Raw genomic sequence first — 21,976 nt, 5'->3', positions numbered from 1 at the left:
GGGGCTATGGCGGCGACTTCGGTGATGTGCAAAACGATCGCCAGTTCTGCTGCAACGGTCTGCTGTTCCCGGATCGCCCCCCCCATCCCGCCCTGTGCGAGGCGAAGCGCGCCCAACAGCCGTTCCGCTTCACTCTGCTTGAGCACACCCCGCTGCGGGTGAGGATCGAGAGCGAATACCTGTTTCGGGAAACCGACAACGAGCGGCTTTGCTGGCAGCTGTGCGAGAACGGCCATGTGCAGCAGCAGGGGGAGGTTTCCCTTGAGCTGGCGCCACAGGGGGTGATCGAGTTGACTCTGAGCGAGGCGTTGCCCGCCTTTGCGGCAGGCTCACTGGCCTGGCTCGATCTGGCCATCGTTCAGCCGCAGGCTACCCTATGGTCGCAGGCGGATCACAAGGTCGCCCGTCAGCAGTTCACCCTGCCGACCCCCCTCGCCCTGCCAGCGCCGGTCGCTGCCGCCACCCTGAGCGAGCAGCCGGATGGCTGGTGGATCACCGCCGCAAACAGCCAGTGGTGGCTCGACAAGCTGAGCGGCCGCATCACCAGTTGGCAAAAATCAGGGCAGGAGCAGTTGCTGGCGCCGATCATGGATCATTTCTACCGCGCCCCGCTCGACAACGACATCGGCACCAGCGAAGCGGATCACACCGACCCCAACTCCTGGATTGCCCGCTGGCAGGGTTGTGGCCTCGGCCAGTGGCAGCACCGCTGTCTGGGGCTCGCGGTCGCCGGAGGGGATATCCGGGTCAGCCATGGCTACTTCCACCGCGATGAGCTGCTGCTGGTGAGTCACTGGCATCACCGCTTTACCGACGATGGCGCCATGAGCCTGGAGATAGAGACCGAGCTGGCGCAGGTGCTGCCGTCGCTGCCGCGGATTGGCCTGCTGCTTCATCTGGCCGAGGTACCGGCGCGAGCCGAATGGTTGGGACGTGGCCCTCACGAGAACTATCCGGACCGTTTGCTGGGTGCTGATCTTGGTCGCTGGAGTTTGCCGCTGGAGGCGATGCATACCCCTTACATCTTCCCGAGCGACAACGGCTTGCGCTGCGATACCCGCCAGTTGCAGCTGGGCAGCACGACGGTGAACGGCAGCTTCCATTTCAGTGCCAGCCGCTTCAGTCAGCAACAGCTGGCCGCCGCCCGTCACCAGAGCGATCTGGTGGCCGAAGAGGGGCTGTGGGTCTGCCTCGATGGCGCCCACATGGGGGTGGGCGGGGATGACTCCTGGAGCCAGAGCGTGCGTCCCGAGTATCAACTGCTCGAGCGTCGTTACCGTTGGGGCTGCACCCTTTATTAAGTGAAGCCTGCCAGACCATCATGATGAAGCGCCGGGTATCATCCGGCGCTTCTATTTTATGGCGTGTTATAAACATACTTTCTACACCAGGTTAGATTCATGGAGAAGATTCGAGTTCACCAAGCTGGATATCTCATCTGATGGAGATAACAAACTCGTTATTTTCTGGTGTAGAAGCTATCTCATAAAAATCAAGTTTGTAAAAAGTGAGCCATGATGTTTCCCTTAGGGAAGTGTTGATTACTTAACCTCATCAGAACGGTTTTGCTATATTTTTATCGGAGGTTACCAAAAAATATTGCTGGCTTCATCACAGAGAAATATTTATCATACTCTTTATTAAAGATATTTATATAGAACTGTCACTATCGTGCAACCATGCCTATCAATAACATCAATATGAGATATAGCCTAGAGGCACAGAGTTTTCGTAATGAATCATTGTAAACATGACTCAGGTATATATCGTGTCACATGCAGCCAACTAATAACAATGCCAGTCATATATAACTGACTGGCATTGTGCATAGATAATTTAATACTGGTATTTAGTATGGCGACATTTTTTAGTAAATATATTTACCACCATACTTCGATATTAAAGCCGAAAGTCGCTTCGTTTTGACTACCGGCTTTATCGCCAGTCAACTTAACAGGTTTGCCATACACATCACCTTGACGACTCCACTCATTATCCAGTTCGGCATAGGTGGCAAATAAACGCAGGGTTGGTCGAGCCCAGACAGAGCGGCCAGCTTGGAACATTTGTGCCAACGTTACCTTGGAGAAGTTGTTCACACCTGAACCATTTTGAGCCTTGACGCGCTCGTAACCAATTTCAAGAGCCGTTGCTGTAAAGTCATTCCAACTATATTGCGGACGCATACCAGCACTGAACCAGTCACTGCCGTACTCATTATCAAGCTCCAGGCTTTGATAAGCTATTGAATAAAGAGCACTCCACTTGTCATTAAAAATGAGATCGCCATGGTTTATAACGCGGAAACTACTGCCATCATGGTCGACTCCAATCGCATATTTTACTGCTGATGCACCCTCGGCACTCATCAAACCGCCAGCCAATCCATCGATACCATACTGCATAGCGAACGTATTACTACCTAGAACCCACTTCTGCTGGTATAGCATGCTCAGCATTGCACCGCTATCCGTGATCTCCTGATTTGGATAACCTTTGTTATCAAACTGTTCGAAATGATCATTCTGGGCGAATACATAGTTCAAACCGAGCGTTATATGTGCACCACTGCTTATATTTATATCGGATAGTCGAACATCAAAGTGGTGTAACGAACGGATCTCGTCATGGTAGGCCCCATTTTCACCAAGGGCATTATAACTGCTCTCCGGGGTGAAATAGGCGAGATGAAGCTTGGTGCCGCTAACGTCAATATTTTCAATACCAAAGCCCTTGTTAGAGACATCCCAATACTTGACATCGATCATGTGAACTTCATGGCGCTGATAGAAGCGCTCCCCGGCCCAGACTACCGCGCCAGGCAAACTTGGCAATATATTATGAGCAGAAGACCAGACCTGTAATGTACCGACATCGCTCCACTTGTCGCCACTGCCAATATAATATGTGAAATCGAAGTAAGCCTCCTCTTGCCGCCACAAGTCAGCCTTGAAACCCAACTCCCACCAGTTCATCTCATTACCAAGACGATAGTTGCCATACCCCTCCTGGGCTCGTAGTACAGCATCCAGTTCTCCTTTACCCCCATTACGTTCATCGTTATTCGTGTTTATATTGCCCCACTTGGCATATCCCATAGTTGTGAAATTTTCAAATGCAGCCTGAGAAGACAAAGGCAGCATCGCTAATAAAAGCAGACTGAAGCAGTTTGATTTTTTTAGTTTCATGTATTTTCCTTACTTGTCAATATTAAATGGATTTTCTTTGCATCGTTAAGAGAATAAAAGGCACGACCTATTTCACCAGGTAACCTAGAGCTATTAATGTGAAAATGATGCGACTATCAGTGAGAACCTAAATGACGAACTCACTTATTTCTTGCAACTTGTTTTTCTCTATATTCAAACTCGACCCAGTGCGGCCAGTATCTCATCGTGAAATTTACCATTGAGCTTATAACTTGATTTATAAATCAGATAGCTCAGAAAAATTAGCAGACTCGGAATGCCTAACATCAAGACCTGCATTCCCAGCACAGTGCCTTCGCTTTGCAAAGTATTTGGGACATAGCCAACTATTGTTAGCCCAATACCAGTCAGGAAGCCGGCAAATGCACTGGCAGCTTTCACCAGCATGGTTTGCACCGAGAAGACGACACTTTCACTGCGCATGCCCATCTTGTATTCACCGTAATCAACCACATCTGCCAACATAAGAGTTGACATCGCCAAGGCAAAGCCTGAGCCCAACTTCATTGCGGCTCCTGCCATTCCGATCAGTAGTGTATTCTCTGGCATAAAATGACCGGTAAGCAGCAAGATGACATAACTCATCAGTGGGAAAACACAAGCAAGGCGCCAAATCATGGGGCGAGATAGTTTGCTGACGATCAGTGGGAATAACACCAGTCCGATGATCTCGGCAGAGCCCGCAAATCCCATGAAGACGGCGAACATATCTTTATCGCCCATCGCATAAGTGAAGTAGTAGATAGCAAAACTACCGGCTAACTGCATTGCCAAGTTAAAGCACAACACAATACCTATCAAAGCCTTTAGTTGATCATTTTGGAAGATAATCGCTTTTACATCTTTAAAGTTGATCTTCTCAGACACCTTGGTCGCAATAGCGCTATCTTCTTTTACTTTCCATACGGTCAGCAAAGCACTCAAAATGAATATTAGCGCAATAATCATCGATACCTTGGCGAAGCCGGCACCACTATCGCCATCACCCAAAATATCGATAGCTTTCATGCCAAAGGCTCCCATAACAAACCAGGCAAAGCTTGCAAATAGGCGAGGGATCACCACAATCTGCTCTCGCTCTTTCTTATTGCTGGTTAGCGCGGGAATGAACGACCAGTAGGGAATATCCATGATTGTATATGTCATTCCCCAGAGGATATAACTGATAGCTGTATAAATGTATAGTGCGGTTCCTTCAAACTCATGGGTGAAGAAAACAGCTACCATCACGACTGAATTTATCAGGGTACCAATAACGATCCATGGTCTGAACTTACCATAGCGACTGCGAGTATTATCAACAATCATACCCATGATGGGGTCGTTGAACGTATCCCAAATTCTGGCGACTAAAAATAAAGTGCCTACGAATGCAGCTTCAAGGCCAACGACATCGGTATAGTAATACATTAAATAAATGTAAATTATCGAACATGCCAAATCTTTACCAAGGGCTCCTATACCATAGGAAAGTTTGGCGACATTGCTTATACTCATAAAGTTTCATCCTTATTGTGAGTGTCATGTGTGATTTTTCTTGATTAATACAATAACGTGAAATAATGAAGGTTTAGTCTAAATATAATGAAAACCCAAAGGGTTATCTTGGCCGGTTTTTAATCATGTCGATGACATCGAGGACGGCCATAATTCAATGGCCGTTTCGCTCTGATTATTTGTGAATCGAGATAATTAAACTGTCAATTTATAACGCTGATATATCGATCAAGATGGCCGTAGTTGGATCAAGAATTGGCATTGCCAGACCTACTTGGCGCAGCCATTCGCCGCTTGATACGATACCAGCAAGGCTCCAGACGGGTTGCTTGTTAACCAGGCCATTATGAAAGTTATTCGGATGCGCGATGACGTTGACGCGATATTGTGTTTGCGCGATTAATCCCGGTATCCGTAAAGTGCCGCTGTGGGCATATGTAGGCATATCTAGCTGTGCAACCATCACTAATGCATGCTTGGCATCAGGAGTTATGACGGCATGGATTTTTTGAGCTTGTTGATCGTCGCTTTCAATACGGTAGGTGATTCCGCTATGAAGCAGGTTTCTATACTGCTTATGCAATGCGATGTATTTTGCAAAGCCAGCTTTCTCTTCGTCCGACTCTTTGACCGGATCGAGCTCTATTCCCATATGTCCAAACAAGGCTGTGATCCCGCGGAAGTCGATGTCGGATACTCTGCGAGTGGCATGGCAATGTCGAGCGCCAATATGAGAGCCCATCACTTCAGGCGGGAAAAAATAGCTAAACCCGCTCTGGATCTCCTGACGTTTGAGTGCGTCATTGTTATCAGATGGCCAGAAACGTTGCACTCGCTTTAGGATCTCATAATCGATACGGCCACCACCGGCAGCACATGATTCAATCTCGATATGTGGATGCCTTGTTTTAAGCTCGTCCATCAGTCGATAGACATTTTGTACCTGGCGTGTTTGGCAAGCTTGTCCGTGGTGAGCAGGCTGGACCGTTTCACGGTTCATGTCCCACTTGAGATAGGCAATATCATAGCGGCTCAGCAGGTCATCAAGACGTTCCAACAAGTAGGCAAAGGCATCAGGATTCTGCAGGTCGATCAGATATTGGTTGCGACCTGTTGGTTGCTCATAGCCATCGAGTTCCATCAGCCAGTCGGGGTGTTGGCGATATAGATCAGAATCTTTGCTGATCATTTCTGGTTCAACCCAGATGCCAAATTCCATGCCCATGGCTTTGACATGTTCGATAACCGGCTGCAAACCATCAGGATATTTCTGCTTATCCAGGTACCAGTCACCCAGTGCCGCCCTATCATTGCAGCGGCCCTTGAACCAGCCATCATCAATGATGAAGCGCTCCACACCCATCTTGGCTGCCTCAGTGGCCATACACATGATGTAGTCTGGATCATGCTCAAAGTAGATACCTTCCCATGTGTTGAGATGTACCGGTCGGCATGTCTGATAGTTGCGTCGCTGCGGAAAGGTCAGGATGTGCTCACGCACAAACTGGTGAAATTGATGGCTCATGCCATTCAGGCCATCAGCACAATAGGTTGCATAGAGCCAGGGGGTCGTGATGCGTTCATCTTTTTGCAGGCAAATTTCCCCCGGGTAGTAGAGTGCTTCGGCCTGCAAGAAACGACGACCATCAGCCTTTACATCAACTCGCATTCGATGATTACCGCTCCAGGCCAGATGAGCTCCCCATACTTCTCCGTGCTGTTCATCAAATCCTTTGGTGCCGATGATGAGCGCCGGGTAGTGTTCGTGAGACGTACGACCACGGCGGTTCTCTTGCTGGAATCCACCGTGCATCAGGATATGTCGATGCTGTTGGAACTCATTAACCCAACGCCCGTAGAATGACAAACACTCAATGGCGCGCATGGGTAATGGCAATGTTGTCGCGAGCCTGTTTACCGTGAAGGGCTCCTCGCTTTCATTGTTCAGGGTATGGCGCACGGCGACAATGTCAGAAAGAGGATCTATGGTGAGTTCAGTCAAGAGACACAGGCGAGCGACAGGATCATGACTGACAAGGCGTAGGGAATGTTCGTCGTGCTCGACAGACTGAATAGTGAAGACCGGAGACCAATCCTGACCATTTCTATGCCCTTCCAATGCAGGGGAGCTAAAGACGCCCGAACCGGAGTCCGGAAACAAAGTTAACGGGACATCGCAATCCAGTCGGCCAAAAGGCACTGGCCGATCAAGGGATAGGCAGCGCTCCGGGGGCGTCAATGTTAACTTGTTGCCCCAATAGATAATTTCAGCTCCTTGCGTCAGGTTAACGAGCATTTCCGTGCGTCGACCACTTATCTTGCAGATCTTTTCCATTTCTCTACCTTTGGCCTCTGAAAGAGGGGAGTAATTAATGCTGACGGCAGACAGAACAATAAAATGCCGATTAATTAATGTGGTTGGCGCAACAGTAGTGTAAACGATTCCACTGGTGTGACTAAAAAAAATCAATAGCGCTACCTGACTCACAAAAATGGCTTTTTTTTAGCCTTAATTGAATTTTATGGAGGAGTGGTACTGTTTTTTTTAGCACTGATGTCGTAAATGAAGAAAGAAAATAACCAATTGGCATAACATTAATTTATTATTTTAATATTAAGAGGTGTCGACCTCTTTTCTATTTATGGCGATGCACTCTCTTTTCATAGGAGGCACGCAAATTACTCGTGCTTTGCTTATGAAGTTTCTGTTCCGCGAGTAAATCACAGCTGAGTACTGTTTAATCGGAAACGTTTGCCAGAGTGGATCAATGTTCGAGCGGTGGTGACACAGAAATATACCAAGGTGAAGTAGGATGCTGATAAAAATTAAGATTCTTTGTTGGTGGATGTTTTTTGAACTTTAAAATGTATTAGGGGAACAGGGGTGCTCATGGACTGACATCGCAGCAAACCTGAACTCAAGCTGTATTATAAATAGATTTAATTGTGATGCTTGTCACGTTTTCTGAATTCCAGTTAAATGAGCATGCCTGATGCAATAGGGCTCAATGAGGTCTGTTTTGTTTGTGTTTATGGCTGATATAAAGAGAAATGCTATATGTATCAAGCTGATACCAAGGTGGGTTATTTAAATTAATTACATTTATTATTTATTTATTGTGACTTTAAAATTTAATATATAGATCTCAAATGCAGCCCCTCATATATAGTCCTGCCGCTAAAGATATACTCAAGGGTCTATTTATGAGTTTCACACCAAGTAAAGTCCATCAAAGCGTCTGGACTTATCTCTTTTTAGGACAGCAGGCATTATTTCCTGTGGCTTATGCGGCTGGGCAACTCTCCATGCCCGCAGCCAAGCAACCTGAACTTATCCGCTATCAGATCGCAAAGGGAGATACGCTTGGTTCTGTCTCACGCCAGTTTGGCACAACACCTCACCAACTGTTGGCATTAAATGGCAACCTGGCGCTAAACGCCCCTCATTTGCCGGTAGGTGACACTATCAATTTACCGCGTGCGTCCGTTTTACCTGCGCTGTCAGGCGCCAATCCACTGCATTTGACGGCGCCTACGCCAACCCCTGTGGATGTCGAGCAGAAGGTTGCCGAGCAGGCTGCCCGCTTGGGGCAGCTGTTTTCACCTGCCGAGTCAGAGATGCCGTCAGATCAGGAAAACCACAGTGAATTGGTTAAGGGGTTTAAACGAAGTCTGCGGCATCTACCGCCTTCCGCGCAGAGCGTTACACAGGATGCGACTGCACCGCATCATGGGCCAGAACAAGAGAAGCAGTATTGGCGTCAGCAACTGGTCACCCATTTTGAAGAGGAGGCCAATGCCTATGCAGCATCCTTGCTGGGGACGATGGGCACAGCCAGAACCCGGGTGACACTGGATGACGATTTCAATATGGTCACTGCCGAGGCGGATCTCTTGTTGCCGCTTGCGGAAGAGCAGCAGACCCTGCTGTTTACCCAGTTTGGTCTACGCCGAAATGGGCAGGCGCGCACCATTGCCAACCTGGGGGTGGGCCAGCGTCATTTCCTAGACCGCTGGATGCTGGGCTACAACCTGTTTGCTGATTATGACCTGACCAACCGGCACTGGCGTGCGGGAGTCGGGGCTGAGGCGTGGCGTGACTATCTCAAGTTGGGTGCCAACTTTTATACACCACTGAGCAGTTGGCGTGACTCCCCACGGTTTGAGGGTATGGAAGAGCGCGCAGCACGCGGTATGGATGTGCGTCTTGAGGCCTATCTGCCGGCCTATCCGCAATGGAGCGCATCGCTCACTGCCGAGCAGTATTTGGGGGAGCGGGTTGACTTGCTGGGCGCAGATCAGCTTGAGCGCGATCCGCATGCCATCACTGCCGGTCTGCACTATAACCCCTTCCCGTTACTCAAGATGGATGTCGAGCAAGTTGAAGCGAGCGGCAGGCAACATGACACCCGTTTTACGCTGGGGCTGGAGTGGAAGCTGGGGGCCACGCTCTCGGACATGCTGAATCCGTCCCGTGTCGACAAGTCGCTGGCAGGTATGCGCCACGATCTGGTTGAGCGTAACAATGACATGGTGCTCGAGTATCGCGACAAGGTACTCCTCAAGGCCTCTCTCAACGACCAGTATTCTGCGGGAGAGGGGCAAGCCCTGACCTTGACGCTCAACATTCAGCATTCCCGCCAGATAGCCTCCATCCAGTGGTTTGGCGAGATCCTGGGGCTCAGTGGACTTGGCCCTGTCGATACGGTTGGGCAGGACAAACGTTCCCTTACACTTCCGGTCTTGCCCATCTATCGCATTGGCCAATCCAATCAATATCCGATCGTTGCCATCGTCACCGACATTGATGGCCATGAAGCCATCGCGGAAGGGGTTGTTGTCGTCTCGGAAGACTCTGGGCTGCAACCCGCTATTCAGTTGGCAGAACACTTTGTTCAACTTCGCCCCGGTGCTCACTACCACGTTGACTGGGGGGTGGTTGATCCCCGTCAGAAGCCTGCCAAAGCGCGAAATGGGATCCCGATTGAGAGTATTGAGGGGGATGTAGAAGCGGACCGCGATGGTTACCAGTACCGCTATCGCCTGACATTTCAGGGGCCTGCACAGGTACTGACGGGGCGTGAGCTGGTTGCGCCTGGGCAACCCAACCCCGGCACTCGGTATCGCCTGGATGTAGAGGTCACCTTCCCGAGTGGGCATGTGGCGCGTGACAGCATGGAGTTTGAGTTTATTGATGATGCAACTGTGCCGGGGGCCCCGACGTTGACAGTGACCGACAGCAATGGTGACGACAAGCCAGAGGCCACTGGTAAAGCGGAACCGGGCAGCACGGTGACCATTACCTGGCCGGATGGCACGACCAGCACCACGACTGCAGATGAGGATGGCAACTACAGCCTGGAAGCCCCGACGGCGCAGGGGAGTGGCACCATCACCGCCACGGCTACAGACAAGCGCGGCAACACGGGGCCGGCTACCAGCGTGAACTACACCGACTCAACGGCACCTGGGGCTCCGACCTTGGTTGCGACGGATCGCAATAGCGACAACAAGCCGGAGGTCAGTGGCAAGGCTGAACCGGACAGCACGGTGACCATTACCTGGCCGGATGGTACGACCAGCACCACGACCGCGGACGTGGATGGCAACTACAGCCTGGAAGCCCCGACGGTGCAGGGGAGTGGCACCATTACTGCCACGGCTACCGACAAGAGCGGCAACACGGGGCCGGCTAGCAGTGTGAATTACCTCGCGAGCTTGATGGGAGTGACGATTACCGGGCTAGTTAACGGCTTTCCTGAGGTGGGGTCTGTACTGACGGCCGTGCCTGACTGCGGCTCGAGCGCGTGCCGCACAGGACTGACCTGGCAGTGGCAGATCGAGGAGGAGGTCGGTACTGGACGTTTTGTGGATATCGCTGGGGCGACCAGTGTGACCTATTTACCCGTGCGAGAGGATCAGAAGAAACGGGTGCGCGTCATTGTTGCGGCGCTGTGAGCATCCGGAGTGGCGTTTATCGACGCCATGTAAGTCATTTTTTGTAGCCAAAAGGAAGAGAGCAAGTGATGAGAAAGCAAAAAATCGCGGTATCGATCGCAATGGTAATGTGGGGCGTAGCCAGTGGCGCCAGCGCGCTGACATCGGCTCCAACCGATACTGTGAAGGGGCGACCCCCAACGTTGACTGGAGTGTCATTCAACTATGTCGATGTCAACAACAACGGTCGAGTGGATGTAGGTGACAGCCTCAAAATTGAAGAACAAGGTTTTGATGATCCGGATATGGATGCTCAAGCACCGAGTGAGTACAAGTGGTATCGCGATGGCATTGATATGGGGGTAACCGGTGATAGTTATTCCCTGACTTTGGCAGATCTTGGTACCCAAATCACAGCAGGAGTTATTCCGCAAACCGATGCAACCACGACAGACCCTTATCAGGGGAATGAAGTTGCGGCGGCGGGGGGCTCTCCTGATGGCGATGGTTCTGTTGATGTGGTTGATCCCAATGAGGTGGATGCCGTCGAGATCGTCATTGCGGCCACTGACGCTGCGCTTGCTGGCAATCCGATTGTCTCGACCGAACTCAGGGCCAAGGTCACTACCAGTGCCGGTGGGGTTGGGGTGGCGAGTGATTACAACTACACATGGCAAATTGAGGATGGTGCAGGTGGCAACTACATCAACATTCCTGGGGCTGTCAGTGAAACCTACACCCCAAGCAAGGATGATCAGAAGCGCAAGCTGCGGGTTGATGTCACCAAGAAGTAAAGCCATCACCAGCCCCGGCTGGATGGGCATGATATCCGGACCATCGCCCGCAGCAAGAGGTTGATGGTTATCGGATGGATAACGGGTTGTCCTGCCTTGCCAGGGAAGGTGAGGTGGGCACATCAATCAGTAATACAGGGCGCCCGCGGGCGCCCACCATTTTAATCAGCTTGGCCTGTAAAAATGGCGAGGCTGGCGAGTTACAGCAGGTGATGGTGCTGTCGTAAACCGGAGAGTGTTTGAATGAAGGTGATATCTCGTTATTTGTCATATCTGGCACTGTGGATGGTGCTGTGGCAAACGACAGGAGCAATGGCCGAAAGTGCCAACACCCTGTCGGTGCAGGGGCGTGCGCCAGTGGCATCTGGCGTGACACTGACTGGCCCGGCGGCGCCCTTGGTGGGGGATACCCTGCTGGGAACATATACCTTTAATGACCTGGATACCGACGAGGAACAGGGCAGTGTATTGCGCTGGCTGAATAATAGTGACATCGAACTCGCCAGAGGTGATCGCTATCTGTTGACCGATGCCGAGCGTGGCAAACAGCTTCGCTTTGCTGTTACCCCGGCCACCAATCCGGCGGCGACTGATCCGCATGAGGGGGTAGAGGTAAGCAGTTCTCTCTCTGCTGTGGTGCAGGGGCGGCCAGCCCCCGCCAAATCCACCTTCAGTGTCGACAAGTCCACCATAGTGGCGGATGGGGTTGATAATGCAGTTCTGATGCTGACCCTCAAAGACGACAATCAAACACCGGTAACCGGCATCAGTGATCGGGTGGAGCTAGGTTATAGCGGTGTGGATACAGATGTTATCTCCCTGATGGAAAACGACCGGGGCAATGGTATCTATGAGTACATCCTGACGGGGACCAAGTCTGGCGTTGTCACCCTGATGCCACAGCTGGATGGCGCTCCCTTGACCACACTTCCTCCATCACTGCAGGTGACTCTGGCCGCCAACCCAGCTACCGCGAGAGTGGCCCAACTGGTGACCACCACTGACAATCAGCCTGCGGATAACGTCAGCGCTGACCTGCTGACAGCGACTGTGCATGATATTGAGGGGAACCCCATGCAGGGCGCTAGCGTGGTATGGTCGCATGGCAGCACCACGGCAACCTTGGGCGCAGCGACAAGTGTGACCGACAGTAATGGTCTGGCAACAGTGACCCTCATCAACACCCGGGCTGAGAGGGTCGCCGTGACGGCAAGGGCTGAAGCCAATTCTGGTGACACGGGCATGACCAGTGATGCCAACTTCGCACTCTATCCGGTGCTCGATACATTAGCCGTGGGGACCAATAATCAGCCCGCCAATAATAAGGCCTGGAACACAATAGTGGCCACATTCAAAGACCTTGCTGGGTCGGTTCTGGCAAATGTGCCGATCACTGTGCAGTTCAGTGCTGACAAGGGCACCGCCACGTTCGATAACGAGTCGCCATGGACGACCACTACCAATGACGTTGGTGAGGTGATCGTGTCACTGCGCAGCAGCGTGGTTGAGGATGTGGAGGTGACGCTATATGCGAAAAATAGCGATACCGTGCAAAAAGCGGCAACGGTCAGCTTTACAGAATTGATGATAACAAGATTCCTCAAGCCGGATCCGGCCACCATGAATTGGCTGGATGCCGACAACTACTGCAATAGCATCGGACGCCGTCTACCGACGGTAGCTGAATTGCAGGCATTGTTTGTCGAGATATCTCCTTCTTCTGGTGAGAATTATGCCTTGTGTCATGTTCATGGATGGCCACTGGCTAACAAGTGTGGTGGCTCTTTCGATGACTATTGGACGAGTGAGACGTACGACCCTCTTGCTGTTAGTGCACATGCCGCCGTCTATATGCACACAGGTCTCGTTGGTGGATTCGGTGACACACAGCCTAGCCAGGTAGCGTGCATACGTCGTTGAGGAGGCCTTGTTTCCCGGAACGATACCGATTGAATGGAACTAACCGGGGATAGTGGTGATGTGATCACCATTATCCCCTCAATTTTGCACTGCGGTTATTCACGCCATCACTACTGAACAACAAGAGTGATATCCATATACTACAGCTCGTTGAGCTTGGCATGGTTATAAAACCAACCCCATGCAGAAGTACAAATATGAAAGCTATCAGAGGACGGTTGCCGAGTTTTAATATATGTGGCTCAAAAAATAGAGCATGAAGAATTAAACTTCACGTTGTAAAAAGATCATTCTTGGAGATACAATCATTTGTATGGTTATCCATGAAATCGCATTAAATCAATGCGTTATGTTGCCATCATCTGTCTTGGTGAGTGGTTTTTATTATTTTATTAATCATCATCTTTTTGATGGCTCAACTTAAAATCTCAATCTGCCAAATTTGAAACATCATAGACCGGTCAGATTGGGGATGAAATGGAACAGGATAACAGTTGGAACATCGGTGAGGATGATATTGAGTGGTGGAATAGCTACACTCGATTATTTGTACAGGATATTTATAGCAAAGACCCTAAAAAAAGAATGGCTGGTTTCTATTTTAGACCACTCAGTATGGAGGCGGCTTCATTCTATCATTCCTGTGATCACGATTTGCTTTTGATGATCACCTGTGTACAAATGTCACTTCTTGAAGAGTGTTGCAAGGCATATCATCAAGCTGGACGTCGGCCATGTCAGTTATTTTTTAAGGCTGAACCACGAGTATTATCAAAAATATCTAGCCAGCTAATAGCATTGATGGATAGTCTGCGCTCTCAAAAGATAGAGTTGATTCTTGACTTGAATTTACCATATCATAAAAATGATAAGGAGTGGCAAAAGTCACTATTTAAAATAGTCGATAGTGGCCATATGGTTTGTCTGGGAGGGTATAACTGGAAAGATAACGAACCCAGAGATTTCCAGGTGGTTAAAGAACTATTTAAATATGTCAGATTAGGACCGCCTCCGTCTAATTTGGCGGAAGTTAATCACTTTATTGATACCTGCTTCTATGTTAAAGAAAAACTGGCAATGCAACTCATATTAGATAGAGTGCAAAGTCAGACAGATCTGGATATAGCTTGTCGGACACCATTTTTTGCATTGATGGGCGATTATATTTCAACTGCTCATTTAGCAAAAAATCTGGATGATGTCTCCTATAAGGTCATGTTATGAGTGCCATCAAGAATACTACACTTGTTATTGCATTGTGTACATTAACACTCTGTAATATGATTTATCAAGATGTATTCCATACATTGAAAAATGATGGGCATCATCATTCTGAATACAGCATTATCTGGGCACCTAATGCTTATCTGGTATTTTTTCTATGGGCATTTGGTCGCTGCATAGATAAGACAATATCACTAATATCAATTTTCATGACAGTAATAGGGTTCAACTTACTCTATTTTAGTAGCCAAAATTATCCTATGGGAATGGGGTCTTATTGGTCATCATTGATAATGTATGCTGTCAATAACACTGTATTTATCATTGGCTTTCTATTTGTGTTGAATTTTTGGCAATCATCAATATCTTTTCTTTCAAAAGACAATGAAGTGCTATCATTTTTATGGCTCCATTTTGGTGGAGCCTTATGTACTCTTATTGCAAGTGTATCTGTCCTGGTTTTCCCTAGTTCCTCAGAAAAATTGGTATATCAGCTGTTTTCCGCAAACCTAATGGCATTTACCTTTTTTACATCATATCTTTTTTTGTCAGAGCAATTCATTCCTGACAACAAAAACCTGAAGATGATGAACTTTTGTTTATTGGTGTCACTGTCATCAATTGTTTTTTTTATAGTAAATGAGTTTTTTCATACCTTATCAAAGGAAACGTTTGCATTAATCTTGATGGCATCATTTATTTGTCTTTTTATTAAATCCAGACCCTATGTGAGAATTGTTATTGCGGCGTTGGTCTCAGCTTTTTGCGCTGCTGTAAATGTAGCTTTGGATTTATCTCTTTATGATTTTATTTTATTTTACAGTATATGCATTAGTACCAGCATTATCTTGATAATGCGGAAGAAAGAAACACACATTATACATGCGCTGCAGAAAACGGTAGATGAGCTTAGAAAAAGTAAACTAATAGACCCTTTGACTGGCTTGCTTAACAGAGAGGGATTCAGGAGCGTATTAAGTGAAAAATGTAACACCAATGAAGAGTTTCTGGTCGCATATGCAGACCTTGATAAATTTAAAGAAATTAATGATTTTATGGGACACGCTGCCGGTGACCTTGTATTAAAGATATCTTCAGCAAGAATGTCATCAATCTTAGGTATGAATAGCCCTGTCGCACGCCTTGGTGGTGATGAGTTTGCTTTTGTTATTCCTGGTGAGAAAAGTGTAGCCCTGCAGCGTTGTCAGGAACTAATCGAAAAAATAACGCAGCCCATCGCAATAGGAGAGCGCACATTTTCAATTGGTATTTCTATTGGAGTTAGCGCTTATCCTCATCAAGCAGTTACAGTAGAAGAGTTGCTTGATAAAGCGGATATGGCCATGTATGCAGCCAAATGCTCCCATGATCGTGCGCCAGTGTATTTTGAAGAAAAGATGGACTACCGAAAAAATCATGAGACATTTTATTTGCAAAGAACATTTAATATAGAGTTAATGTTGGGGGAATGTTATGCGGTATTCCAGCCGCTACACGATATTGAGCAGGGGAGAATAAAGTCATTTGAAGCATTACTGCGACATCCTAATTTTAGCACGGTTGATATAATTCAGTGGGCTGAAGAATATGGCCATATGAATGCACTGTTTGAACTTATGGTACAATGCGCAGTAAATTTTATTCTAAAGTCAGGTTATCCCGTTACAGTCAACATATCTCCCTCTCAGATCATCTTCAATTGTGGGATAATTAGAAACTTAATGGAAAAGGTGATCATAGAATGTAAATTGCCACGAGGTTCATTAAATTTAGAAGTTACTGAGTCGGTACCAATCGTTGAGCAGGCAGTGTTCATTAATGCGGTTGGCCAAATAAAAGAACTCGGAGTAGAAGTTTACCTTGATGACTTTGGTACTGGCTATGCCTTTTTTTCTACACTAAGTATGGGGGCTTTTGATGCAATCAAGATTGATAGGAATCTAGTGTCTGGCATTAATAACTCACTATCCATGCAGCGCCTTTTGAACTCCATATTAACTTATGCGAACGAAGCGGGTATGTACGTTATCGCTGAGGGTGTTGAAGAAGAAGACGAACTTTGGGTGTTGAAAAACTTGGGGGTAAAATATGTGCAAGGGTACTATTTCTCAAAACCAATGAAAGAAGAGGCCATGTTAAGCTACATAAAAGATTGGCTCTAAGCCGATAAAGAAGGCGTCAATCGATATAAAATTAAAAGCTATGCTACTTAATATCATTGGCTAGCAAGAATAGCATTACCAAAATCCCAACTTGCCAGCCATATTTACCTTGTAAACACGATACGATGGGTTTCTTAGAAGAACCCAATCGTATTGCCCCGCATGAATTTGCTTCGCCGAGTATATATGAGCATCGGTAAACCTTACATTTAGACCATCATCAAAATCGAATATAGGTTTGGATAGTTCTTTTGAATAAACTACAAAAAAAAACAAATCGTCTTTCTTTTTTGCCAAGATTCCTTTAAAAAGTTTTTTCTCTCCACTAATCTTGTTCCATGCGATTGTTTCTACAATGCCGAATCGACATGTGCTTATATATTTCATCTTTACATCATTTGCCTCTGAGTTATAATTGCACCCCATACCATTGATAACCGGAATAATAATATAAGTATGGAGGACTATGAAACTAGTCAACGCTATGAACTTTAATGTCTTGATCATTGTTGTCATATCCATAAAGATAAAGACCAGATTTCTTTTGTATATTGTCAGATATTGACTTTTGCTTGCTTTTATTTAGCTCAAAAACGCCACATATCTTTGTTTTTTCACTTAACTGATAGCAGTAAAGTTCACCTGAAGAAAAGAAATATATGATACCTAATGACAGGATCGCTACGCAATACAGCGAGAATAGTGTTTTGACAAATATTTTTTTAAAATAACTGGCATGATTTTCTTGCGCTATGATCTTTGCGTTAATTTTGGCCATATCAATAATGGCCTCATCTACTTCATCTGAACTTGATTCGGTTGTTTTATTCTCTGTATTTATCTCATTTTTATTTTTTGACGAGTCACAAGGAGGTTGCAGAGCAATCATGCTAGATTGGATCTTGTCTGCTGCGCCATGAAGTATATAACCTCTCCGGTGAACGGTTTCTATCTTAAAAGCCCCGTCAGTTTCTTGTAGTACTTTTCTGATGTTTTTTATAGCAACTGCCAATGAATTGGGAGAGACGAACTTGTTAGGCCACCCTTCTTCAATCAGTTCCTCTTTACTGGAAAACTGATTTAATTTTTTTAGTAAAGCGGTAAAAATCAGTGTCTCGCTTTTGCTTAATCGAGCAATCACTTCTGAGTTCCATGTGACGTCACCTGAGACGGGGTTGTAGTCCAGCATGCAAAACCACCAATGATTAAATTTTACGTTATAAACAAGGCTCTCATCCAGTGAAAGCTAATCCTTAGACCTCTATCTACGATAGCCTTACTTTTAGTGATTCTATAAGTAACATTACTATAGTTGCAATACTCTTATTCAAGCACCCTGTATATTATTCGTTCTCAATAGTGAGACATCGCTCATCATAGTTTCAGTATTAATTAGTTTATCTAATCCATTAATTATAAAAATTTTAAGTGAGGTGTCTCACTATAAACCTTGACACAAATCTTAACCGTTTATTTGTTGCGTAGTTTTACAACAGATGGAGATGTTTATAAAGAAAAATAAGCAGGATGTGAGAAGTTGCTTTGATTGTCATCTGAATATTTATTGTTGTGGTAAATTTCTTGGTGTTATATTAACTTGTTAGTGGTTGTTGATAATGCTGTTAAATATATGCCAGCTTGACAATAAATATTAAATCATGTCTAGTTTAAATCTGGCTTGATACGTTATGGTAAATAAAGCTATCAAGTGACTGGTAGACATATCTAATGTCGGTTCCTGAGATAATCAGAGGCGGTAACGTAAAAATACAGTTATCAAAGCTGGTGACAACTCTCTGCGATGATCTGGCAAATAGCTACATAGCTATCGGATAATAGATAGATCTAAATTAACTCCCTATTAAATCATATCTTTTCATGTAAATTTGCGTCGAATCAGCATTATATTTAACCAGCATTGTATTCTTTATGTCATGTGAGGATACTCATGAACTCTTTTTATATATCAGTGATATAAGATTAATTAAGTCGTTATTTCATGGTTTTGAGTATTGAATAATACAGGAGATGGCCTTTGAAAAGGTTGCCTGTTACTGAGCATTCGGAGTGATGAATGAACAATGAAATTACTATGACAGATGAGATGGTGTTGGTGTAACTAATTGAAAAGAAAGGGTTTTTTATTTTTATAAATTTATTATTTTAGCATCACTACATTTTGATTAAAACATAGGATTATTGCTGCTTAGTTATCAGGCATATGTGAATCTGTATTGGTCGAGGTGAAATGATATGTATATAAAAATGGTAAATAGAGATAAGGGAGTTACCTTTGATCTTCAAAATGGTATTGTCGAATACAAAGCATTGGGGGGATTGTTGGTACAGTCTAGGCTGGGTAAAAAAGACAGGGATGTATTGATTTATTTGATAAATAACGTAGGGCGATTGATCTCAAAAGATGAAATTTTACATAGTGTATGGACTAATCGTATTGTCTGCGACAATACCGTTTCGGTTTCATTGTCAAATATTAGAAAGTTCTTGAGGAAAGCAGATGAAGATTGCTCATGCCTGACAAATGTCTCTGGGTCTGGTTATATATTCAATCCAGCCAAATCGGGATTTAGATTAGAAAAACAACTGAAAGTAAATGAGTTTGCTGTTTGATTATTGATATTTATTGTCGGTGCTGGTTATTAATTATATTGGTGAGGCCATTGCTGTAAGGGTTACTGTTAGTATGAAATAGTCGTGGCAAGCTACAGTAGCCCAACGCCATTTCACGAAAAATACTGAAGCATGATAAAGTTCAGGTATGAATACGCTGTCAAGCCTTATTTTAACTATCTTGCCAATCAGGAATTATATTTTTCGGTTTGTGGAGCGTGGAATATTATTGTTTTTATCTATGGATAACTGCAGAAAATTAATGCCTGGTTGTACAGCTCAAAGATGTGATATCAACATGCACGATCTCTATTTGTTCTCGCTGGTCACCAAGACAGAAAACCAGATTGATGAAGACAGCATAACCTCTCGCCTGCTTTTCATATCTGAAACCTCTTCAGCCATCCGAAGCACCGCGCGACTGCATTTAGCTGCAATAACGAGCTTTGTTTAACACCAGTGTGCGGAACCTTATGGTGTCGCGACTGCTCGCACATGCTGTGCGATGACCGCTTTTATCCTTCTACGCCGGTTGGGTGTATCCCGGCAATCCCATCGAGCAGCAGGTCTTGTTCGCGTGAAAGAGGCCCGGTTGAGCGGTAGTAGGGATACAAGGGCTCTATAAGCCTCTTTGCACTGCTTTTTGCAAAACCGTGATGAGGTAAACCATGGGATTAATGACTAGATTTATCAGTAGCAAGGAGTAAAACGACACCCTTGCATCATCACAAAACAGCATGGGACAGGGATCATGAACAGAGCGCAGGAAGCCGGTTCGTGCTCGCTTCAGGTGGATCTCAGACAGGTCGTTTATGCCTTGTCTGCGTCACTGGATCTGGTAGGAATTGGCGATGTGGCCCATGGTAAACGGGTCGGGATCATGGCGGCCGAGTGTGGTCGGGTATTGGGGCTGGATACAGCTGAATGTTGTTTGTTGTTTGAGCTCGGCGTGCTGCACGATATTGGTGTCTCCTCGACCATCACCCATCACCATCTGGTTAGTGAGTTCGATTGGGAGTCCTCCCAGCGTCACTGCGAGGTAGGATATCAGCTGCTCAAGGATTTCCGCTTGCTGGCCCCGTTGGCACTGCCTATCCGTTATCATCATACCCACTGGCATCTCTTGCGCGAGATGGCCGATGTGGAGCCCCAGGTTGCTCGTCAGGCCAACCTTATCTTTCTGGTGGATCGTTGCGATGCGCTGGCTGCCCCATTCTATGGCGATGGCTCATTGTTAATGCATACACACGAGATCCGTGCTCGCCTGCAGGATTGCCGTGACGAATTCTTTGCCACCGATCTGTTGGATGGTTTTCTCCAAGCCTCCCGCTCGGAGGCGTTCTGGTTGCAACTGGAGGCGCGAGCCATCAATGATTACATGCACGAGATGCTGAGGCAGCGGGAGTCCTGCATCACCGATAATGGTGAGCTAAAAGCGTTGGCCAGGATCTTCTCGGGTATCGTTGATGCCAAAAGTCCATTCACTATGACGCACTCCCTCGGAGTGAGCCGTCTTTCGCGTGCCCTGGCCGAGCGGCTGGGGGTTAGTAGTGTCCATTGTGACATGCTCGAAATTGCAGGGCTGTTGCATGATCTCGGCAAGTTGAGGGTTCCTGATGAAATATTGGACAAACCTGCCGGCTTGACGCCGGAGGAGCGGGCAATCATCAATACCCACAGTTTCGAAACCTACCAGATCCTGCGTCATATCGAAGGGTTTGAGGAGATAGCCTGCTGGGCGGCCTATCACCATGAGGAGCCTGACGGGGAGGGCTATCCGTTCCATCTGCCGGCATCCGCCATGGCGCTCGAAGCGCGCATCCTGCGGGTGGCCGATATTTTCCAGGCCATGGTGCAGGACAGACCTTATCGACGTGGGCTGCCTGCTCGTGATGCTCTGGCTTTTATGCATCAACTGGCGGCTCAGGGTCGGGTAGATCCTGTCGTGGTGGCGACGTTGGCGGATTATCTGCCACAGATGATGGCTGCGGCCATGCCGGCCAATGAAAACAGATATGCAATCGGTTGATGGGGGAGGAGAGGCTGACCCATCCGGCAGTGAGCCAGCTATGCTTGGAGCAAGCCGTGCGTGGTGCCGGTACTGACGCGCAAGACGCCAGCCTGATTGGACTATGGATAGGGGAATTGATATGGAATCGCTAAAAGCCAGGGATTATATGCAGAGCAGACCTATAACCTTCACTGCAGACATGATGGTGCAGGCTGCGGTCGAGAAATTTTTGAACAGTCATCAGTTGGGAGGGCCAGTGGTGGATGGGCAGGGACACTTGATCGGCTGGATCTCCGAGCAGGATTGCATTGCAGTGATGCTCAAGGAAGCTTATCACTGTGAGCAGGTCGCTCAGGTCAAGGATGTGATGCGCAAGGAGGTACTGACTGTTGAGCCAGATACCAGCATCCTCACCCTGGCGGAGATGATGATGGGACAGAAACCCAAGATCTATCCGGTGGTGGAGGAGGGCAGGCTGCTCGGGGTAATCAATCGCCATAATGTGATGCAGGCTATCCATGCCCAGTTGACCACCTGTTTTGTACACAATCACGGCTAAGGGCTGACCGGATGCAACATGCAACAGAAGCA

General features: G+C 47.1%; 14 protein-coding genes and 1 pseudogene. 9 read left to right on the top strand and 6 right to left on the bottom strand.

Annotated elements, in window-relative coordinates:
- Nucleotides 1–1,301: beta-galactosidase domain 4-containing protein (locus G5182_RS07905; protein WP_421254315.1), on the top strand; the 1,301-nt coding region annotated here is incomplete at its 5' end.
- 579 nt (nucleotides 1,302–1,880) lie between these two features.
- Here the strand turns inward: G5182_RS07905 and G5182_RS07900 are convergent.
- From G5182_RS07900 to G5182_RS07890, 3 genes are all read right to left on the bottom strand, one after another.
- Nucleotides 1,881–3,188, bottom strand: coding sequence for a carbohydrate porin (locus G5182_RS07900; RefSeq protein WP_227342780.1), 1,308 nt, complete (start codon nucleotides 3,186–3,188; stop codon nucleotides 1,881–1,883).
- Between the two features lie 174 nt (nucleotides 3,189–3,362).
- Nucleotides 3,363–4,706, bottom strand: coding sequence for a melibiose:sodium transporter MelB (gene melB, locus G5182_RS07895; RefSeq protein WP_227342782.1), 1,344 nt, complete (start codon nucleotides 4,704–4,706; stop codon nucleotides 3,363–3,365).
- Nucleotides 4,707–4,914: 208 nt separating this feature from the next.
- Entirely contained in the window at nucleotides 4,915–7,041 is a 2,127-nt protein-coding gene (locus tag G5182_RS07890; RefSeq protein ID WP_227342784.1) for an alpha-galactosidase, read from the bottom strand.
- A gap of 869 nt (nucleotides 7,042–7,910) precedes the next feature.
- Here G5182_RS07890 and G5182_RS07885 point away from each other — a divergent pair.
- The 5 genes from G5182_RS07885 (at nucleotide 7,911) to G5182_RS07865 (ending at nucleotide 16,743) form a co-directional block, all read left to right on the top strand.
- The gene (locus G5182_RS07885; RefSeq protein WP_227342786.1) at nucleotides 7,911–10,664 is read left to right on the top strand and encodes an inverse autotransporter beta domain-containing protein; all 2,754 of its coding nucleotides are present in this window, start codon (nucleotides 7,911–7,913) and stop codon (nucleotides 10,662–10,664) included.
- Nucleotides 10,665–10,732: 68 nt separating this feature from the next.
- On the top strand, nucleotides 10,733–11,437 hold the full coding sequence (locus G5182_RS07880) for a ZirU family protein (RefSeq protein WP_227342788.1): 705 nt from the start codon (nucleotides 10,733–10,735) through the stop codon (nucleotides 11,435–11,437).
- Nucleotides 11,438–11,680: 243 nt separating this feature from the next.
- The gene (locus tag G5182_RS07875; protein WP_227342790.1) at nucleotides 11,681–13,357 is read left to right on the top strand and encodes an Ig-like domain-containing protein; all 1,677 of its coding nucleotides are present in this window, start codon (nucleotides 11,681–11,683) and stop codon (nucleotides 13,355–13,357) included.
- Between the two features lie 477 nt (nucleotides 13,358–13,834).
- The gene (locus G5182_RS07870) at nucleotides 13,835–14,581 is read left to right on the top strand and encodes a hypothetical protein (RefSeq protein ID WP_216953520.1); all 747 of its coding nucleotides are present in this window, start codon (nucleotides 13,835–13,837) and stop codon (nucleotides 14,579–14,581) included.
- A complete protein-coding gene (locus tag G5182_RS07865; protein WP_227342791.1) occupies nucleotides 14,578–16,743 on the top strand; it encodes a putative bifunctional diguanylate cyclase/phosphodiesterase in 2,166 nt (721 codons plus the stop codon). Before G5182_RS07870 ends, G5182_RS07865 begins: the two co-directional genes overlap by 4 nt.
- A gap of 75 nt (nucleotides 16,744–16,818) precedes the next feature.
- Here the strand turns inward: G5182_RS07865 and G5182_RS07860 are convergent, their stop codons facing one another.
- Nucleotides 16,819–17,130 (bottom strand): hypothetical protein, encoded by a 312-nt coding sequence (locus tag G5182_RS07860; protein ID WP_216953522.1) that lies wholly within the window; start codon nucleotides 17,128–17,130, stop codon nucleotides 16,819–16,821.
- A gap of 85 nt (nucleotides 17,131–17,215) precedes the next feature.
- On the bottom strand, nucleotides 17,216–17,932 hold the full coding sequence (locus tag G5182_RS07855; protein WP_227342793.1) for a winged helix-turn-helix domain-containing protein: 717 nt from the start codon (nucleotides 17,930–17,932) through the stop codon (nucleotides 17,216–17,218).
- Nucleotides 17,933–18,996: 1,064 nt separating this feature from the next.
- On the opposite strand from G5182_RS07855, the gene G5182_RS07850 reads away from it, so the two are divergent.
- Nucleotides 18,997–19,374 (top strand): winged helix-turn-helix domain-containing protein, encoded by a 378-nt coding sequence (locus G5182_RS07850; protein ID WP_216953524.1) that lies wholly within the window; start codon nucleotides 18,997–18,999, stop codon nucleotides 19,372–19,374.
- Between the two features lie 259 nt (nucleotides 19,375–19,633).
- Here G5182_RS07850 and G5182_RS07845 read toward each other — a convergent pair.
- Nucleotides 19,634–19,905, bottom strand: a pseudogene (locus G5182_RS07845) (hypothetical protein); the annotation flags it as partial.
- 220 nt (nucleotides 19,906–20,125) lie between these two features.
- Between G5182_RS07845 and G5182_RS07840 the strand changes: the two are divergent.
- Both G5182_RS07840 and G5182_RS07835 read left to right on the top strand, forming a co-directional pair.
- Nucleotides 20,126–21,403, top strand: coding sequence for an HD domain-containing phosphohydrolase (locus tag G5182_RS07840; protein WP_227342795.1), 1,278 nt, complete (start codon nucleotides 20,126–20,128; stop codon nucleotides 21,401–21,403).
- A 121-nt stretch (nucleotides 21,404–21,524) separates the two neighbouring features.
- Nucleotides 21,525–21,944 carry a CBS domain-containing protein gene (locus G5182_RS07835; RefSeq protein ID WP_227342797.1) on the top strand — a complete coding sequence of 140 codons (420 nt, stop codon included), beginning with the start codon at nucleotides 21,525–21,527 and terminating at the stop codon, nucleotides 21,942–21,944.
- Nucleotides 21,945–21,976 lie beyond the last annotated feature (32 nt).

The organism is Aeromonas sp. 600948 (genome assembly GCF_049174875.1).
GTDB classification, from domain to species: domain Bacteria; phylum Pseudomonadota; class Gammaproteobacteria; order Enterobacterales; family Aeromonadaceae; genus Aeromonas; species Aeromonas veronii_A.
This window is presented reverse-complemented; position numbering and strand designations above follow the sequence as displayed.

What these genes read in the sequence shown, in the direction of transcription:
- G5182_RS07900 (WP_227342780.1), bottom strand. Translation starts at nt 3,188, where the DNA reads ATGAAACTAAAAAAATCAAACTGCTTCAGTCTGCTTTTATTAGCGATG.
- melB (WP_227342782.1), bottom strand. Translation starts at nt 4,706, where the DNA reads ATGAGTATAAGCAATGTCGCCAAACTTTCCTATGGTATAGGAGCCCTT.
- G5182_RS07890 (WP_227342784.1), bottom strand. Translation starts at nt 7,041, where the DNA reads ATGGAAAAGATCTGCAAGATAAGTGGTCGACGCACGGAAATGCTCGTT.
- G5182_RS07885 (WP_227342786.1), top strand. Translation starts at nt 7,911, where the DNA reads ATGAGTTTCACACCAAGTAAAGTCCATCAAAGCGTCTGGACTTATCTC.
- G5182_RS07880 (WP_227342788.1), top strand. Translation starts at nt 10,733, where the DNA reads ATGAGAAAGCAAAAAATCGCGGTATCGATCGCAATGGTAATGTGGGGC.
- G5182_RS07875 (WP_227342790.1), top strand. Translation starts at nt 11,681, where the DNA reads ATGAAGGTGATATCTCGTTATTTGTCATATCTGGCACTGTGGATGGTG.
- G5182_RS07870 (WP_216953520.1), top strand. Translation starts at nt 13,835, where the DNA reads ATGGAACAGGATAACAGTTGGAACATCGGTGAGGATGATATTGAGTGG.
- G5182_RS07865 (WP_227342791.1), top strand. Translation starts at nt 14,578, where the DNA reads ATGAGTGCCATCAAGAATACTACACTTGTTATTGCATTGTGTACATTA.
- G5182_RS07860 (WP_216953522.1), bottom strand. Translation starts at nt 17,130, where the DNA reads ATGAAATATATAAGCACATGTCGATTCGGCATTGTAGAAACAATCGCA.
- G5182_RS07855 (WP_227342793.1), bottom strand. Translation starts at nt 17,932, where the DNA reads ATGCTGGACTACAACCCCGTCTCAGGTGACGTCACATGGAACTCAGAA.
- G5182_RS07850 (WP_216953524.1), top strand. Translation starts at nt 18,997, where the DNA reads ATGTATATAAAAATGGTAAATAGAGATAAGGGAGTTACCTTTGATCTT.
- G5182_RS07840 (WP_227342795.1), top strand. Translation starts at nt 20,126, where the DNA reads ATGAACAGAGCGCAGGAAGCCGGTTCGTGCTCGCTTCAGGTGGATCTC.
- G5182_RS07835 (WP_227342797.1), top strand. Translation starts at nt 21,525, where the DNA reads ATGGAATCGCTAAAAGCCAGGGATTATATGCAGAGCAGACCTATAACC.